Source organism: Tropicimonas sp. IMCC6043, assembly GCF_004146235.1.
In the GTDB taxonomy this organism is placed as follows: Bacteria; Pseudomonadota; Alphaproteobacteria; order Rhodobacterales; family Rhodobacteraceae; genus Tropicimonas.
The window spans coordinates 81,774-96,323 of the sequence record NZ_SELO01000011.1; the positions used below are offsets into that span (position 1 = coordinate 81,774).

The 14,550-nt window shown below is 66.1% G+C and carries 20 protein-coding genes; 1 reads left to right on the forward strand and 19 read right to left on the reverse strand.

The features are described 5' to 3' along the window. Positions 1-33: 33 nt before the first annotated feature. The 8 genes from EU800_RS12415 to EU800_RS12450 all read right to left on the reverse strand — a co-directional run bounded on the left by EU800_RS12415 (position 34) and on the right by EU800_RS12450 (position 5,185). Positions 34-1,029, reverse strand: coding sequence for a BMP family protein (locus EU800_RS12415; RefSeq protein ID WP_129632695.1), 996 nt, complete (start codon positions 1,027-1,029; stop codon positions 34-36). Positions 1,030-1,171: 142 nt separating this feature from the next. Then, positions 1,172-1,585, reverse strand: a complete 414-nt coding sequence (locus tag EU800_RS12420; RefSeq protein WP_129632698.1) for a GNAT family N-acetyltransferase — start codon at positions 1,583-1,585, stop codon at positions 1,172-1,174. Next, positions 1,582-2,259, reverse strand: a complete 678-nt coding sequence (gene tsaB / locus EU800_RS12425) for a tRNA (adenosine(37)-N6)-threonylcarbamoyltransferase complex dimerization subunit type 1 TsaB (RefSeq protein ID WP_129632701.1) — start codon at positions 2,257-2,259, stop codon at positions 1,582-1,584. Before tsaB ends, EU800_RS12420 begins: the two co-directional genes overlap by 4 nt. Then, positions 2,249-2,815, reverse strand: coding sequence for a NifU family protein (locus tag EU800_RS12430; RefSeq protein WP_129632704.1), 567 nt, complete (start codon positions 2,813-2,815; stop codon positions 2,249-2,251). The genes tsaB and EU800_RS12430 overlap by 11 nt, the downstream gene beginning before the upstream one ends. Before the next feature lie 103 nt (positions 2,816-2,918). Next, a complete protein-coding gene (locus EU800_RS12435) occupies positions 2,919-3,374 on the reverse strand; it encodes a universal stress protein (RefSeq protein ID WP_129632707.1) in 456 nt (151 codons plus the stop codon). Between the two features lie 87 nt (positions 3,375-3,461). Further along, positions 3,462-4,325: a branched-chain amino acid aminotransferase gene (locus EU800_RS12440; protein ID WP_129632831.1), complete on the reverse strand. Its 864-nt coding sequence runs from the start codon at positions 4,323-4,325 to the stop codon at positions 3,462-3,464. A 233-nt stretch (positions 4,326-4,558) separates the two neighbouring features. Further along, positions 4,559-4,735: a CTP synthetase gene (locus EU800_RS12445; protein ID WP_129632710.1), complete on the reverse strand. Its 177-nt coding sequence runs from the start codon at positions 4,733-4,735 to the stop codon at positions 4,559-4,561. Positions 4,736-4,978: 243 nt separating this feature from the next. Beyond that, entirely contained in the window at positions 4,979-5,185 is a 207-nt protein-coding gene (locus tag EU800_RS12450) for a cold-shock protein (RefSeq protein ID WP_129632713.1), read from the reverse strand. 328 nt (positions 5,186-5,513) lie between these two features. Between EU800_RS12450 and EU800_RS12455 the strand changes: the two genes are divergently transcribed. Beyond that, positions 5,514-5,717, forward strand: a complete 204-nt coding sequence (locus EU800_RS12455; RefSeq protein ID WP_129632716.1) for a DUF2892 domain-containing protein — start codon at positions 5,514-5,516, stop codon at positions 5,715-5,717. Positions 5,718-5,741: 24 nt separating this feature from the next. Here the strand turns inward: EU800_RS12455 and cutA are convergent, their stop codons facing one another. The 11 genes from cutA to EU800_RS12510 form a co-directional block, all read right to left on the reverse strand. Continuing rightward, positions 5,742-6,062: a divalent-cation tolerance protein CutA gene (gene cutA, locus EU800_RS12460; protein WP_165354649.1), complete on the reverse strand. Its 321-nt coding sequence runs from the start codon at positions 6,060-6,062 to the stop codon at positions 5,742-5,744. Between the two features lie 200 nt (positions 6,063-6,262). Beyond that, positions 6,263-6,520, reverse strand: a complete 258-nt coding sequence (locus EU800_RS12465) for a hypothetical protein (protein WP_129632722.1) — start codon at positions 6,518-6,520, stop codon at positions 6,263-6,265. Positions 6,521-6,761: 241 nt separating this feature from the next. Next, the gene (locus EU800_RS12470) at positions 6,762-7,937 is read right to left on the reverse strand and encodes an acetyl-CoA C-acyltransferase (RefSeq protein WP_129632725.1); all 1,176 of its coding nucleotides are present in this window, start codon (positions 7,935-7,937) and stop codon (positions 6,762-6,764) included. 12 nt (positions 7,938-7,949) lie between these two features. Then, positions 7,950-9,242, reverse strand: a complete 1,293-nt coding sequence (locus EU800_RS12475; protein ID WP_129632728.1) for an ArgE/DapE family deacylase — start codon at positions 9,240-9,242, stop codon at positions 7,950-7,952. Between the two features lie 8 nt (positions 9,243-9,250). Further along, the gene (locus EU800_RS12480; RefSeq protein ID WP_242500551.1) at positions 9,251-9,904 is read right to left on the reverse strand and encodes a 3-oxoacid CoA-transferase subunit B; all 654 of its coding nucleotides are present in this window, start codon (positions 9,902-9,904) and stop codon (positions 9,251-9,253) included. Next, complete coding sequence (locus EU800_RS12485; protein WP_129632731.1) at positions 9,891-10,583, reverse strand: CoA transferase subunit A; 693 nt, start codon at positions 10,581-10,583, stop codon at positions 9,891-9,893. The genes EU800_RS12480 and EU800_RS12485 overlap by 14 nt, the downstream gene beginning before the upstream one ends. Further along, complete coding sequence (locus EU800_RS12490) at positions 10,580-11,077, reverse strand: GNAT family N-acetyltransferase (protein ID WP_129632733.1); 498 nt, start codon at positions 11,075-11,077, stop codon at positions 10,580-10,582. The genes EU800_RS12485 and EU800_RS12490 overlap by 4 nt, the downstream gene beginning before the upstream one ends. Continuing rightward, the gene (locus EU800_RS12495; protein ID WP_129632736.1) at positions 11,074-12,426 is read right to left on the reverse strand and encodes an aspartate aminotransferase family protein; all 1,353 of its coding nucleotides are present in this window, start codon (positions 12,424-12,426) and stop codon (positions 11,074-11,076) included. Before EU800_RS12495 ends, EU800_RS12490 begins: the two co-directional genes overlap by 4 nt. Then, positions 12,423-13,193: an amino acid ABC transporter ATP-binding protein gene (locus EU800_RS12500; protein ID WP_129632739.1), complete on the reverse strand. Its 771-nt coding sequence runs from the start codon at positions 13,191-13,193 to the stop codon at positions 12,423-12,425. The genes EU800_RS12495 and EU800_RS12500 overlap by 4 nt, the downstream gene beginning before the upstream one ends. A 15-nt stretch (positions 13,194-13,208) precedes the next feature. After that, positions 13,209-13,865, reverse strand: coding sequence for an amino acid ABC transporter permease (locus EU800_RS12505; protein WP_129632742.1), 657 nt, complete (start codon positions 13,863-13,865; stop codon positions 13,209-13,211). A 27-nt stretch (positions 13,866-13,892) separates the two neighbouring features. Beyond that, positions 13,893-14,540 (reverse strand): amino acid ABC transporter permease, encoded by a 648-nt coding sequence (locus EU800_RS12510; RefSeq protein ID WP_129632745.1) that lies wholly within the window; start codon positions 14,538-14,540, stop codon positions 13,893-13,895. Between the last annotated feature and the right edge of the window lie 10 nt (positions 14,541-14,550).

A 14,550-nucleotide genomic window follows, 5' to 3' on the forward strand; every position in this document is an offset into this window, starting at 1 on the left:
GGCCTCCCCTGATCTTTCATCGACCCTAAAGGATCAGAACTCGAGCGCCGGGCAGGTGTTGTCCGCCATGTAGTCGTGCACGACGAGCTCGCCCGAGGCGATCTTCTCGGCGGCCATGTCGGCGGCTTCTTTCGCGTTCATGTCGACGATCGGGCTATTGTTCTCGTCCATGGCGAAGCCCACGCCCTCATTGGAAACGCCCATGACCACGATGCCGGTCTCAAAGCCGGGGCCGTCATCGAACGCCTTTTCCACGGCGTTGTCGACGCGCTTGACCATCGAGGTGAGGACCTTGCCCGGGTGGAGGTGGTTCTGGTTGCTGTCGACGCCGATGGACAGGATGCCCTCGTCGGCCGCGGTTTGCAGCACGCCCACGCCGGTGCCGCCGGCGGCGGCATAGATCACGTCGGCACCCTGGCTGATCTGCGCCTTGGCGAGTTCCGAGCCTTTGACAGGATCGTTCCATGCCGCCGGCGTGGTGCCGGTCATGTTGGAGATGATCTTGGCATCGGGGTTCACCGCAAGGACGCCCTGGGCATAGCCGCAAGCGAACTTGCGGATCAGCGGGATGTCCATGCCGCCGATGAAGCCGACGGTGCCGGACTTCGAGGTCTCGCCGGCCAGCATCCCGACGAGGTAGGAGCCTTCATGCTCCGAGAAGACCACCGAGCGAACGTTCGGCTGGTCGACGACCATGTCGATGATCGCGAAGGAAGTGTCCGGATAATCGGGGGCGACTTCGTTCAGGACGTTGCCGAAGGCGAAGCCGGTCATGACGATCGGGTTGGAGCCCGACTCGGCCAGTCGGCGCAGCGCCTGTTCGCGCTGGGCTTCCGACTGCATCTCGATCTCCTTGAAGGAGCCGCCGGTCTTGTCGGCCCACCGCTTGGCGCCGGTGAAGGCGGATTCGTTGAACGACTTGTCGAACTTTCCGCCGAGGTCGAAGATGATGGCCGGCTCGGCGAGCGCAGCGCCGGCGGTGAGCGCGAGGGCGGCGGCCGCGCCGAGGAAGCTCCGCATGATGGTCATGAATTATCTCCCGGTTGGGTCTGTTATGGCTGCGGGCCTGTGCGGCCCGGATCGCTTTGGCGATCGGATCTCTGTCTGGATCACGAAGGGAATAAGGCCGCAGGCTGCGAGGGGGGTCAAGGCGGTTTTTGCGGCCGCTGCGTCAGGCGAGCGGGCGGGTGAGGACAAGCGCGTCGATCCGCGTGCCGGTGGGGGTCCGGTAATAGTCCTTGCGGCGGCCGGCCTCGGAATAACCCTGTGAGAGATAGAGCGCGATGGCCGGCCCGTTCGCGGCGCTCACCTCCAGGAACGCGCGGTCCGCGCCTTGCTCCCGCGCCGCCGTTTCGAAGGTGCCGAGCAGGCGACGGCCCTGGCCGCTGCGGCGGGCCTGCGGAGCGACGGCGAGGGTCAGCAATTCGGCCTCCCCGGCGAGGACGCGGCCAAGGGCGAATCCATCGGGAACTGTGCAGAGAAAGCAGCCGGGCGATGCGAGGAGGGCTGCAAACTCGACCTCCGACCAGGGGCGCGGGGTCTCGAAACAGCCGGCATGAAGCGCCGCGAGATCGCCCGGAGTCACGGCAGGATGACCGGCGGCGGGTCGGCCGGCGGGGCGGCATCTGCCGGGCGGACATAGAACGGCGCGGGGCGGTCGGGCGTCTCGCCGTCGACGACGAGGCGTCGCTCGGCGATCCGGGCGATCCGGCTGGCAATGTCGTCGAGCTTGCCGGGTAAAGGGGGGGCGCCGAGATGCCGGCCGATCTCGCTTGCGAGATGGCCGATGACGCAGGTTTCGGACCCGTTTCCGAGATCGGCGGGCGGCGCGGATGGGTCGATCAGCCGCGCCTTGCCGCTCGGACGACCGCGGCGGAATGGCTGGACATGCGCCATGTCGCGCGGCGCCGGCAGGCTGACCAGCAGGTGCTCGCGCGCGTCGCCATTGGCCATGACCTCAAAGAGGGAAACGCCGATGGCCGGGATCGAGAGCGCCAGCGCGAGGCCGCGCGCGGCAGAGACCGAGATCCGGATACCGGTGAAATTGCCCGGCCCGGTGCCGACCGCGATGGCGTCGAGATCTCGCCAGTCGCGCGCCGCGCCCGCGAGCACGTCCTCGAGCATCGGCATGAGCGCCTCGGCCTGGCCGCGCTTCATCGGTTCCGTCAGTGCGCCGTGAACCTGCCCCCCACAGAGCAAAGCGGCCGCGCAATGCGCGGCCGATGTGTCGAAGGCGAGGATCGTCGGCTCAGACCGCAACGGGCCGGACCTCCACCACCTCTGGTATGTAATGCCGGAGCAGGTTCTCGATGCCCATTTTCAGCGTCAGCGTGGAGGAGGGGCATCCGGCGCAGGCGCCCTGCATGTGCAGGTAGACGACGCCGCGGTCGAACCCGTGGAAGGTGATGTCGCCGCCGTCCTGGGCCACGGCCGGACGCACGCGCGTGTCGAGCAGCTCCTTGATCTGGCTGACGATGTCTCCGTCCTCGCCGTCATGCGCCGCGTGGCCGCCCGCGGCCGGGCCGCTGCCATCCGCGAGCGCCGGCTCGCCTGACTGGAAGTGCTCCATGATCGCCCCGAGGATCGCCGGCTTCACATGCTCCCATTCCACCGAGTCGCCCTTGGTGACGGTCACGAAATCAGTGCCGAAAAAGACCCCGGTCACACCCCTCACGGCGAAGATCCGGCTTGCGAGCGGCGAGCGTCCGCCGGCCTCGGCGTTGGGGAAATCGGCGGTGCCGGACTCGAGCACGGTCTGGCCGGGGAGGAACTTGAGCGTCGCCGGGTTCGGCGTGGATTCGGTCTGAATGAACATTGGGCGTGCCTCTTTGGGATCCCTCGGTATATGCGCCCTCAGAGCGAAAGAGTCAATTGCTTGGAATGGTTCTAAACTTTTGCCGACCCGGCGCCGCCGCGGCTCAGGTGATCGACTCGAGCTGCTCCTTGGACAGCCCGCCCGGCACAATTGTGATCGGAATCGGCAGCGTTCCGGCCGACTTGCAGAGTTGGGTGACGAGCGGGCCGGGGCCTTTCTTGTCGGTGGCCGCGCCGAGCACCAGGACGCCGATTTCGGGATCCTCGCGGATCTGGGAGATGAGTTCCGGCACCGGTTCGCCCTCGCGGATGACCAGATGCGGGTCGATGCCCTGCCGGTCGCGCATCCACTTGGCAAAGACTTCGAAATGCGCCTCGATGCGTTCGCGGGCCTCCGCGCGCATGATGTCGCCGACGCCGATCCAGTGGTTGAACTCCTCCGGCGCGATGATCGACAGGATCTCCACGCCTCCGCCGGTATTGGCCGCCCGCATCGCGGCGAACCGCATCGCATTGAGGCATTCGCGGCTGTCGTCGAGAACCACCAGAAACTTGCGCATTGCCATCCTCCTCGGACCACCAGATTGCGGCCACGCCGCCCAGACCTTGCCCGGCACGGCGGCGCAGGGCAAGCGAAAGCGCGTGCCTCACGCGGCCGAAAGCGCCCAGTCCCAGTAGAGTTCGCGCGCCCGGCGCGTTACCCGGCCGACTTCGTAGGAGATGTCGTCGAAGGCGGTGACCGGTGTGACCTTGGTCATGTTGCCCGACAGGAAGATCTCGTCGGCCTCCTCGACCTCTTCGAATGTCAGCACTTTCTCGACCACCTCGAATCCGTCCGCACGCAGGTTCGCGATGTGGCGGGCGCGGGTGATGCCGGACAGGAAGGTGCCATTGGCGATCGGCGTGAAGACCACACCGTCCTTGACCATGAAAACATTGGCCGTTGCGGTTTCGGCCACGTTGCCCATCGCATCGGCCACCAGCGCGTTGCCGTAGCCCTTGGCATGCGCCTCGCCCAGCATCCGCGCGTTGTTGGGATAGAGGCATCCGGCCTTCGCGTTGCAGACCGTGGAGTCGAGCGTCGGGCGGCGGAAGCTGGTTCGGGTCAGGGTCGTCGTGGCCGTGGCCGACGCCATCGGGATCTGTTCGAGGCAGATGCAGAAACCTGTGGCACCCTCCTTCGGCAGAACCCCCGACGGGCCGCCGTCGATGCCCCAGTACATTGGCCGGATATAGACGGCTTCGGCCGGCGAATAGGCACCGAGACCCTCCCGGATGATCTCCACCATGTCCTCGGTCGCGACGGTCGGGGTGATCATCAATGCCCTGGCCGAGCGGTTGATCCGGGCGCAATGGGCCTCGAGATCCGGCGACACGCCCTCGAACCAGCGTGCGCCGTCGAAGACGGTCGTTCCGAGCCAGGCGCCGTGATCCGCGGCGCGCATGACCGGCACGTCGCCGACATGCCAGGATCCGTCGAAATAGGTTCGGATATTGGTGCCGACGACCATTGCTGCCTCCATGTCTCCCTCAGCCGGCGCGACACTAGGACCATGGTCGGGACGCGTCCAGTCCTGCCGGTGCGGAATTGCCTCCGCTTCCGCGAACGGTCGGACAGGGTCCGGAAAAGCGTTTCCGCCTTGATCACGCAATGCGGACGAACGCATCGCGGCGAGGCTGCGCCTGCGATGAGACCGGCAAGATGGCAGACAGGGCTCCGCGCGGTGGAACCTGTCTCTTGAGCTCAGGCGAGTTTGCTGGCGACCAGGTAGGAAATCGGAACCGCCAAAGCGAAGCCCAGGGCGGAGGCGATGATGATCGGGGTTTGCGTGTCGAGGCCGGCGACCAGAGCGGCGACGATCAGGATACCCGCAGTGGATGCGCCGATGATGACGAACAACAACAAGGCAAGGCGGAACATGAGCATCCTCCGGCAAATGGTGTTTTTGCTATATGGGAGATGCTTGATTTGGCGTCCTTGATTTGGGTCAAGTCGCTCTGGCGGGGGGGTGCTTCCCGGCGGCCGACCGGGACGCGCAGGAGGAAGGCGGCAGCGGCCGAACCGCCGCGCCGGCGGCTCCACGGCAACGGTCGGAAACGCCAAAGGCCGCCGATATACGGCGGCCTTCTGAATCTCGAGTGGCCCTCGGAAGGGCGGTCGCGCTTAAAGCGCGGTCAGATTGACCGCAGACTCGCGGCCATCACGGCCGGCTTCGATGTCGAAGGACACCTTCTGACCGTCAGCTAGGCCGGTGAGGCCAGAGCGCTCAACGGCGCTGATATGAACGAACACGTCTTTCTTGCCGCCATCGGGCGCAATGAAGCCGTAGCCTTTGGTGGTGTTGAACCATTTCACGGTGCCAGTGGCCATCCGTAGTCTCCTTGTTCAGGTTCGCTGCCCGCAGGATTGCAGCAACGTCGGCGTCAGTTGTCGCGGTCGAGACTGAAGCCGGTGACGGAGACAGTTGGTCGAAATGCGTGAACGCTCGCAGGCCGCATATGGCTTCGTTGCGGGATTCGCGCAAGGGAAATCTCTCTTCCGCGCGCGATTCCGGCGAACTCAGCGGTCCTTTGCCGGGCCGGGACGCAGCCATCCGAACGGACACGCAATTCAAATTCTTCTTCTTGAATATTTCCGCCGGGCAGGGCATTCTGCGGCGAAAGCGGACGGTGCGTCCGCACAGACAAGGAGACGGGACATGACTCTCGACCGCGCGGTGCTGGCCTTTGCCGGCGTGATGATCCTTCTGAGCGTTCTGCTCACCCTCTTCGTTCACCCCCTCTGGATGTGGTTCACCGTGTTCATCGGCGTGAACATGCTGCAATCGGCCTTCACCGGCTTCTGCCCGGCGGCGATGATCTTCAAGGCAATGGGGATCAAGGGCGGCTGCGCGTTCGAGTGAATTGCGCGGCGGGCCGCCTCGCGATCATTCGCCGCCGCTCGCCTCCTCCCGGATCCAGGTGAGGTATTCCGACGAAGCCTCCGTCACGACCCGGGTGATCGGCGGGATTTCGTAGGGATGCATGCGCCGGATCTCGGCCTCGATCAGATCGGCATGCTCCTGACGCGTCTTGAGCGTGAGCGGATACTGGTCGGCGTGCCGGATCCGCCCCTTCCAGCGGAAGGTCGACTGAGTCGGCGGATGGCGAGTGGCGACAGCCACGAGGCGTCGGGCGACCAGTTCGTCCGCGATCCGGTCGGCGGTCTCGGCGTCGGGGCAGTTGATTTGAAAGGTCAGGAACGGCATTGCGGGCTCCTCTGTCCGGGAGATCGAGCCTACGCCTTTGCGGTGACAGATCAAGGGGATGTGAGGGTGGCGCGTAACAGAGTCGACTCGAGCTTCCGACATTCGAAGAACGTCTCAACTCTGAATCAAAAGGGGAGCGAGTCGGCCTCCCGCTCCCCTTCACCAGCGCAGCGGTGCGCCGCGGCGTCCCGACGGGCGCGTCAGTCGCGCGTTCCCTTGCCGTTGCTCAGACGGTTACCAGCGCCGGGCTTGGTATAGGTCTCGCCCGAGTGAACCGACGTGTAGCTGCCGGTGGTGCGGATCGACTCGTTGATGGCCTTGTTGACCGAACCGTAGCTCTGTCCGTGCGCCGAGTTCGGTCCCCCCTTAAACGTGTCGGAAATGACCTTGCCGGGGCCTTCGGCCGAAGCTGCGGTTGCGAAAGCCGCGAAGGCGGCGGTGATGATCAGCGTCTTCATGCGTGTGTCCTCCTGTTGCGCATTGTCCTCGGGATACGCGGCCGCAGGGCAATCGGATTAGTTTCGTCCCGATTGCGGGGAAAGACTGGTGGTCGTCCGTGAGTCCGGTGCCTGATTCCGGCGCTCGTCGGTCAACGCGATGATCGAGGGATCCATGCCGCGCCTCAGGGTCACTTCTCCAAGCAGCAGTGCCCGTCCCATTCTGGCGACCTGCCCCGCGCCCTCCCGGACGGAAAGGCGGTCAGAAGATCTCGAATAGGCCAGCCGCGCCCTGTCCGCCGCCGACGCACATCGAGACCACGCCCCACCGCGCGGCGCGGCGTCGGCCCTCGAGCAGGATATGCCCCGCCATCCTCGCGCCCGACATTCCGTAGGGATGGCCGATGGAAATCGCGCCGCCGTTGACATTGAGCGTCTCGGCCGGGATCCCGAGCCGGTCGCGGCAATGGACAAGCTGTGCGGCGAAAGCTTCGTTGATCTCCCAGAGGTCAATGTCGTCCATACCAAGGCCGGCGCGCTCGAGCAGGCGCGGGACGGCCACGACGGGGCCGATGCCCATCTCTTCGGGTGCGACCCCGACCACCGTGAAGCCGCGAAGCGCTCCCAGCGGATCGAGCCCACGTCGGGACGCTTCGGCCGCCTCCATCACCACGAGCGCGGCGGCGCCGTCGGAGAGCTGGCTCGCATTGCCGGCCGTGACGGTCTTGCCTGCGCCCATGACCGGCGCCAGTGCCGCAAGGCCCTCCGCCGTGGTCGACGGGCGGTTGCATTCGTCCGCCTCAAGGCGCACCGCCTCTTCCCGCGTCTCGCCCGTGGCCTTGTCCCGGACCAACTTAACTGCGTCGACGGGAACGATCTCGTCGGCGAAAAGCCGGTCCGCCTGTGCCCGTGCCGTGCGGCGCTGGCTTTCGAGCGCATAGTCGTCCTGCGCCTCGCGGCCCACGCCATAACGCTCGGCTACCACTTCGGCGGTTTCCAGCATCGGCATGTAATAGCCGTCATGCACGGCCGGGTCGCGATAGCGATAGTCGTTCCAATGGCCCTCCTGAACGAGCGAGATGCTCTCGAGCCCACCGGCCAGCGCCACGTCAACGCCCTCCGAGACCACCATATGCCCGGCTGCCGCCAGCGCGTTCAGTCCCGAGGCGCATTGCCGGTCCAGCGTCACGCCCGCAACGCGGTCGGGCAGGCCCGCTGCCAACGCGATGTGGCGGGCGACGTTCACGCCGGTGGAGCCCTGTGTCAGGGCCGAGCCGAAGACGACATCCTCGATCTCGCCGCCCTCCAGCCCGGCGCGGGCAAGTGCCGGGCGCACCGCGTGGGCGGCAAGGCTCGGCCCCTCGAGGTTGTTAAAGGCGCCGCGATAGGCCTTGCCGATAGGCGTGCGGGCGGTGGAGACGATGACGGCTTCGCGCATGACGTGTCCCGTTCAGATTTCTTCGACGCCGCACCAGTCGGCGATGAACAGCGCGGTGGTCTTTGTGACCCGTCGCATGCTTTCGAGGTCGACCCGCTCGTTGAACCCGTGGATCGCCTCGGAATGGGGGCCATAGACGAGCGCCGGCGTGTCGGCATAGAGGCCGAAAAAGCGGGCATCCGTGGTCGCCGTGATCGGCGCCTGTTCCAGGGCTTCGCCCGTCACCGTGCCATGGGCCGTGTCGAGCGCGCCGATCGCCTGCGCGGCGGCGGAACTCCTGTCGGCCGAGAGCGCATAGCCCTCGGCGTGGAAGCCGTGATAGACGATCTCCGGCAAGGCATTCTTCAGGAAGGCGTTTTCGCGGGCCGCGTCCATGAGGACCGCCTCGATCTCCTCCTTGGCCGCGGCGATGCTCTGGCCGGGAAAGATCGCCATACGCACATCGAACACGCACCAGGCGGGCACCGAACTGGTCCAGTCGCCGCCCTGGATCTTGCCGACATTGAGGTTCAGCGCGTGATCCATGTGCGCGAAGTCCGCGTGTCGGTTCTCGGGCAGGTTCCAGCGCGTCTCCATCGCGTGCAGCGCCGAGATGAGCGGGATCGCTGCCTCGATCGCATTGGATCCGCTTCCGGCATAGGCGACATGGGTCGGCAATCCCCGGAGATGGACCTGGAACCAGATCACGCCAAGCTGGGCGGAGACCAGGTTTTCGGAGAATGGTTCCGGGATCAGCGCCGCATCCGCCCTGTAGCCGCGCGCAAGGCAGGCTAGCGCGCCGTTGCCCGTGCATTCCTCCTCCACCACCGACTGGTAGAAGACATCCGCCGCCGGCGCCACGCCGCAGGCGCGCAGCGCGTCGAGCGCGAAAAGGTTGGAAGCGAGCCCCGCCTTCATGTCCCCCGCACCGCGTCCATACATCCAGCCATCGGCCACGCGCGGCGCATAGGGCGGGCTGTCCCACATGTCGCGCGGGCCTTCGGGCACCACGTCGACATGGCCGTTGAGGATCAGCGAGCGCCCCTGTCGGGTGCGGCTGCGATGGCTGCCCACCACGTTCATGGCGTCGTCATAAGGGCCGAGCACCGGGGAGAAGCCGGGCAGGCCCCGGATTTCGTCGACGTCGATCTGCCACCGGTCGACCTCATGGCCGCGTGCAGACAGCTCTCGTGCCATGAAATCCTGCGCACTCTGCTCGTTGCCGCGGGTCGAGGGATACGAAACGAGTTCGGACAGAAAGGCGCATTCGTCGTCGAAGGCCGCATCCACGGCATCGAGCAGGCGGGTCTGCAATTGCTGGTCCATCGGAGTCCTCAGAAGGTCGGAATCTCGCCGGCCGGCACCGTGAGCGGCGCCGCGGTTGCGTCGGCGATCTCGGCCACGCTCACACCCTCGGCGCGTTCGCGCAGGGCGAAGCCCTCGGGCGTGACGTCGACCACTGCCAGTTCGGTGAAGATGCGCGAGACGCATCGGCGTGCTGTCACCGGCAGCACGCACGCCTCCTTGAGCTTGGGGTTGCCTTCGCGATCAGTGTGGGTGGTGAGCACGACGACGCGGCGCGCCTTCTGGGCAAGCTCGATCCCGCCGCCTGCGCCGGGGGAGAATTTTCCGGGGATCTTCCAGTTGGCGAGATCGCCCGACTGCGAGACTTCGAACGCTCCCAGCATGGTCAGGTCGAGCCGGCCCGAGCGCACAAGGGCAAAGCTCACCGCGCTGTCAAAGAACGCCGAGCCGGGCACCGTCGAGACATAGGCCCCGCCCGCGTCGATCAGGTTCCGGTCGGCCCTGTCCGGCGGCAGGGTCGGGCCGATCCCCGACAGGCCGTTCTCGGTGTGAAGGCAGACCGGGAAATCCCCGGGGAGGTGGTCGATCACCTTGGTCGGCAGGCCGATGCCGAGATTGACCACCATGCCGGGCTCGATCTCGGACGCCGCGCGCGCGACCATCCTTTTCCTAGCGTCGGACAACGGCGTATTCCTTGCTGAGTTCCCCGAGTTCGACCACGCAATCCACGAAGGGGCCGGGGGTGTGGACGTCATCGGCGGCCAGCGCGCCGAGCGGCACCACACGCTCCGCTTCCGCAATCACCCGCGTCGCCGCCATCGCCATCAGCGGGTTGAAGTTGCGCGCGGTGGCCACGTAGTCGAGATTGCCGAAGGGATCGGCGCTGTTGGCGTGGATCAGCGCGGCATCGGCGCGCAGGGCGTTCTCCACGACATAGGATTTCCCGTCGATCTCGACGCGTTGCTTCTGCGCGGCCAGTTCGGTGTCCGCGGCGATATCGGTCAGGATCGCGCCAAGCCCGGCGCCGCCGGCGCGGATGCGCTCGGCGAGGATGCCCTGGGCGCAGAACTCGACCTCGATCTCGCCGGCGTTCATCAGCGCGATCGCGTGGGCGTTGAGGCCGAGATGCGTCGTGATCAGCCGTGCCACCTGGCCGTTCGCCAGCAGGTGGTCGATACCCATGCCGGCCTCGTTGGCGTCGTTCTTGATGACCGTCAGCCCGCGCTGACCCTGGCGGACCAGTTCGTGGATGAGCGTGAAGGGCGTGCCGGGCACGCCGAAGCCGCCCACCATGACGGTCGCCCCGTCGGCAATGCCGGCAATAGCCTCTTTGAGCGTCGTCGTCTTGTCGGGCAGTCTCATGCGGCGGCCTCCGACACCTTGCCGGATGCGAGGGCGGAAAAGCCGGAATCCTGGAGCACCATCGGCACGTCATCCTCCTGCGCGACGAAGCCGAGCCGGGCATAGAATGCCCCGGCCGCGTCGTTGTGGCCGTGACGGGTCAGTGCAAGATAGGCGGCGCCCCAGCTTTCGCGAGCGTGGCGCGCGACGGCGGCCAGCAACTCCGCACCGAGCCCGCCGCCCCGTTCCTCGGGGGAAACCCAGAGATCCTGCACATAGACGCCGGGCTGGCCGCGCGTGGTGGAAAAGTGGCGGAAGAAAAGCGCCATCCCGATCGCGTTGCCCTGCCGTTCGGCAATCAGCGTCTCGAACAGGGCGCTCTCGCCGAAGCCATGGGTGCGGATCGCCGCGGCCGTGGACGAGAACCGCGGCCCGTCGCCGGTTTCCTCGGCAAGCCGGAGGAGCATCGCGGCAATGACCTCGGCATCGCCATCCGTTGCGCGTCGGATCGTCATGCTGCCGAATCCGTTTCCAGCCCGGCCTCGGCGGCGAAGGCGTCGAGGCTGTCGGCCAGGATCGCCATCATCTCGTCGATCTGTGCCTCGGTGATGATCAGCGGAGGCGCGACAAGGAAATGATCCCCCGCCACCCCGCCGCGGGTGCGGCGCGAATAGGTGATGAGGCCGCGTTCATAGGCCAGTTCGACCAGCCGGCTGTGCGCGTTCAGCCCGACGGGCAGCGGCTCCATCGTCTCGCGGTCGGCGACGAACTCGAAGGCGGTGAGCAGGCCCTTGCCCCGGACATCGCCGATGAAGGGATAGCGCGCCATCAGCCCGGCGAGCCGCGCCATCACGACTTCGCCCATGGCGGCCGCGTTGGCGACGAGACCCTGGGTCTCTATCTCCTCGAGCACCGCGAGGCCGGCCGAACAGGCCAGCGGGTTTCCGGCATAGGTGAAACCGTGCAGGAAGCCGCCGGCATCGAGGATCGGCTCGACGAGGCGCGCGGGCGCAACCGTCGCGCCGAGCGGCGCGTAGCCGGCGCCGAACCCTTTCGAGAGCGCCACGATATCGGGCACGATCCCCCAATGCTCGGCGGCCAGGAACCGCCCCGTCCGCCCGGCGCCAGTCATCACCTCGTCATAGATCAGCAGGATGCCGAACTCGTCACAGATCTCGCGGATCCGCCCGTAATAGCTGGCGGGGGCGACCAGCGCGCCGGTCGAGGCGCCGCCGACGGGTTCCATGATGAAGGCGAGCACCGACTCCGGACCCTCCGCCAGGATCCTCTCGCGCAGCATCTCGGCGTATTTCAGCCCGCGGTCGTGCTCGGTCAGGTTGTCCCGGTCGAGATAGGTCGCCGGCGCCGGGATCTTTGGCATGCCACGCATCATCGGGTCGAAGGGGCGGGCCAGCGGGTCGTAGCCCGTCAGGTCGAGCGCCCCGAGCGTGCAGCCGTGGTAGGACGGGAAGCGCGAGATCACCTTCCAGCGGCTATGCTGGCCCTGGGTGATCGCGTATTGCCGGGCGAGCTTGACGGCGCTTTCCACCGCCTCCGATCCGCCGGAGACGAAGAACACCCGGTCGAGATCGCCGGGCATCATCTGCGCGGTCTTGGTGGCCAGCGCCTCCGAGGCCTCGGTGCGGAAATGCAGCCGGTAGCCGAAGGTCGAACGGTCCATCTGCGCCTTCATCGCCGCGAGGACCCGCGGGTTCGAATGGCCGATATTGGAGACCATCGCGCCGGAAGAGCCGTCGATATACCGCTTGCCGGATGTGTCGAAGAGATAGATCCCTTCGCCCCGGTCAAGAAACGGGCGCGGGTTGCGCGACTGGTAGAAGAGGTTCGAAGGCGCGTCGTTCACTTGTTGGCTCCGAGGTGTTTCCTGAGGAACGCCCGGGTCCGCTCCTCCTTTGGGTTCTTGAAGACCACCTCGGGCGGCCCTTCCTCGACCACATATCCCTGGTCCATGAACAGCACCCGGTCACAGACCGAGGCCGCGAAATCCATCTCATGGGTGACGATGATCATCGTCATGTGTTCCTCGGCGAGCTTCTTCATCACGAGGTTGACCTCTTCGACGAGTTCGGGGTCGAGCGCCGAGGTTGCTTCGTCGAACAGCATCAGCTTGGGCTTCATCGCCAGCGCACGCGCAATCGCGCAGCGCTGTTTCTGCCCGCCCGAGAGCCGCGACGGGTAGTAGTCGATCCGGTCGAGCAGGCCGACATGGCGGAGCTGCTCTTCGGCGAGCTGGTCGGCTTCCTCCTTCGAGATGCCTTTCAGGAGCCGCGGCGCCATCGTCACGTTCTCGCGCACCGTGAGATGCGGGAACAGGTTGAAATGCTGGAACACCATGCCGACATGTTCGCGCATCTGGTTGATATGCTTCTCGTATTGCCGGTGCGGCAGGGTCTTGTTGACCTGCACCCCGTCGAGCCAGACTTCGCCGCCGGTGAGCGGGTCGAGATCGTTGATGGCGCGCAGGAGCGTCGACTTGCCCGACCCGGACGGGCCGATGATTGCGACGATCTGCCCGCGCTCGACGTTGAGGCTGATGTCTTTCAGGACCTCGATATAGCCGTAGGATTTCCGGGCGTTCCGGATCTCGACAAAATTCTGAGTGTCACTCATGGGAGCCTCGCAGGGTTAGCGGGAGAGCGCGATGCGACGCTCGATGCGGCGCAGGACGGCCTCCATCCCGAGGTTGATGATGTAGTAGCACACGGCGGCCACGAGGTAGAATTCGAACGGCCGGTAGGTGCGGCCAATTGCAAGCTGGGCCGACAGCGTCAGTTCGGTGACGCCGATCACCGACACCAGGGCCGAATCCTTGAGCAATGCGATCATGTTGTTGCCGATGGGCGGGATCACGTCGCGGACCGCCTGCGGCACGACCACCTTGCGCAGTGCCTGGCTGTGCGAAAGTCCGAGCGTGCGCGCGGCCTCCATCTGGCCCCTGTCGACGGCGATGATGGCGGTCTGGATCAGCTCGGAATTGTAGACCGCGAAATGCAGGCCGAGGCCGATGACGCCGGCGACGAAGGCCGGCAGGTCGATGCCGATCTGGATCAGCCCGAAATAGATCAGGAACAGCTGCAACAGCAGCGGCGTGCCCATGAAGAGCCAAGTGAAGAGGCGGAAGGGCTGGCGGACGAGCCAGGGCGCGTAGAGCGCGATCACCGCGAACAGGATACCGCCGACGAAACTCAGCACCGCGGCGGCGACGGTAATGGCGATGGTCCAGACCACACCAAGCAGGATCGTGTCGATCCAGGCCGGAACAACGGTGAAATCAAGCCCCATGGCGGGATCCCTTCAGGCGGTCCGGGTTCATGTCAGGCGCACCTTGCGGTCGAGATAGGAGATGCCCTTGCCGGTCACGTAGATGATGACCATGTAGAGGAGCCCCGAGAGCAGGAACATTTCGAACGGCTTGTACGTCGAGCCGATATAGCGTTGCGCCGTGTAGGTGAGCTCGACCACCGAGATCGCGGCAACCAGGGCCGTCCCCTTGATGAGCGCATTGATGTTCACCCCGAGCGGCCGGATCATCAGCCGCAACGCCTGCGGCAGGACGACCTTGCGGAAGGCCTGGAAGCGCGACAACCCGAGCGTGCGGGCGGCCTCGGTCTGGCCCTTGTCGATGGCGATGATCGAGCCGCGCATTGTCTCGGTCATGTAGGCGCCGATATTGACGCCGAGACCGATCACGCCCGCTTCGAACGCGTCGAGCTGGATTCCGATCTGCGGGCCGCCGAAATAGAGAAGGAACAGCTGGATGAGCGCCGGGGTGCCCCGGATGACGCTGACATAGGCGGCGCCGATCGCGCGGAGATACCAGTGACGCGACAGGCGCGCCGCCGTGCCGAGCGCGCCGCAGACCAGTCCCAGGATCGTCGTCAGGACCGAAAGCTCGATGGTCACCACCGCCGCCTTCAGGAAGAACGGATAGATCCGTAGCATCAGCTCGAAATCCATCGCGACGCCC

Bases quoted from the DNA above. Each gene is read 5' to 3' on its own strand.
- EU800_RS12415 (WP_129632695.1), bottom strand. From the start codon at position 1,029: ATGACCATCATGCGGAGCTTCCTCGGCGCGGCCGCCGCCCTCGCGCTC.
- EU800_RS12430 (WP_129632704.1), bottom strand. From the start codon at position 2,815: ATGTTCATTCAGACCGAATCCACGCCGAACCCGGCGACGCTCAAGTTC.
- EU800_RS12435 (WP_129632707.1), bottom strand. From the start codon at position 3,374: ATGCGCAAGTTTCTGGTGGTTCTCGACGACAGCCGCGAATGCCTCAAT.
- EU800_RS12440 (WP_129632831.1), bottom strand. From the start codon at position 4,325: ATGGTCGTCGGCACCAATATCCGAACCTATTTCGACGGATCCTGGCAT.
- EU800_RS12445 (WP_129632710.1), bottom strand. From the start codon at position 4,735: ATGTTCCGCCTTGCCTTGTTGTTGTTCGTCATCATCGGCGCATCCACT.
- EU800_RS12450 (WP_129632713.1), bottom strand. From the start codon at position 5,185: ATGGCCACTGGCACCGTGAAATGGTTCAACACCACCAAAGGCTACGGC.
- EU800_RS12455 (WP_129632716.1), top strand. From the start codon at position 5,514: ATGACTCTCGACCGCGCGGTGCTGGCCTTTGCCGGCGTGATGATCCTT.
- cutA (WP_165354649.1), bottom strand. From the start codon at position 6,062: ATGCCGTTCCTGACCTTTCAAATCAACTGCCCCGACGCCGAGACCGCC.
- EU800_RS12465 (WP_129632722.1), bottom strand. From the start codon at position 6,520: ATGAAGACGCTGATCATCACCGCCGCCTTCGCGGCTTTCGCAACCGCA.
- EU800_RS12470 (WP_129632725.1), bottom strand. From the start codon at position 7,937: ATGCGCGAAGCCGTCATCGTCTCCACCGCCCGCACGCCTATCGGCAAG.
- EU800_RS12475 (WP_129632728.1), bottom strand. From the start codon at position 9,242: ATGGACCAGCAATTGCAGACCCGCCTGCTCGATGCCGTGGATGCGGCC.
- EU800_RS12485 (WP_129632731.1), bottom strand. From the start codon at position 10,583: ATGAGACTGCCCGACAAGACGACGACGCTCAAAGAGGCTATTGCCGGC.
- EU800_RS12490 (WP_129632733.1), bottom strand. From the start codon at position 11,077: ATGACGATCCGACGCGCAACGGATGGCGATGCCGAGGTCATTGCCGCG.
- EU800_RS12500 (WP_129632739.1), bottom strand. From the start codon at position 13,193: ATGAGTGACACTCAGAATTTTGTCGAGATCCGGAACGCCCGGAAATCC.
- EU800_RS12505 (WP_129632742.1), bottom strand. From the start codon at position 13,865: ATGGGGCTTGATTTCACCGTTGTTCCGGCCTGGATCGACACGATCCTG.
- EU800_RS12510 (WP_129632745.1), bottom strand. From the start codon at position 14,540: ATGGATTTCGAGCTGATGCTACGGATCTATCCGTTCTTCCTGAAGGCG.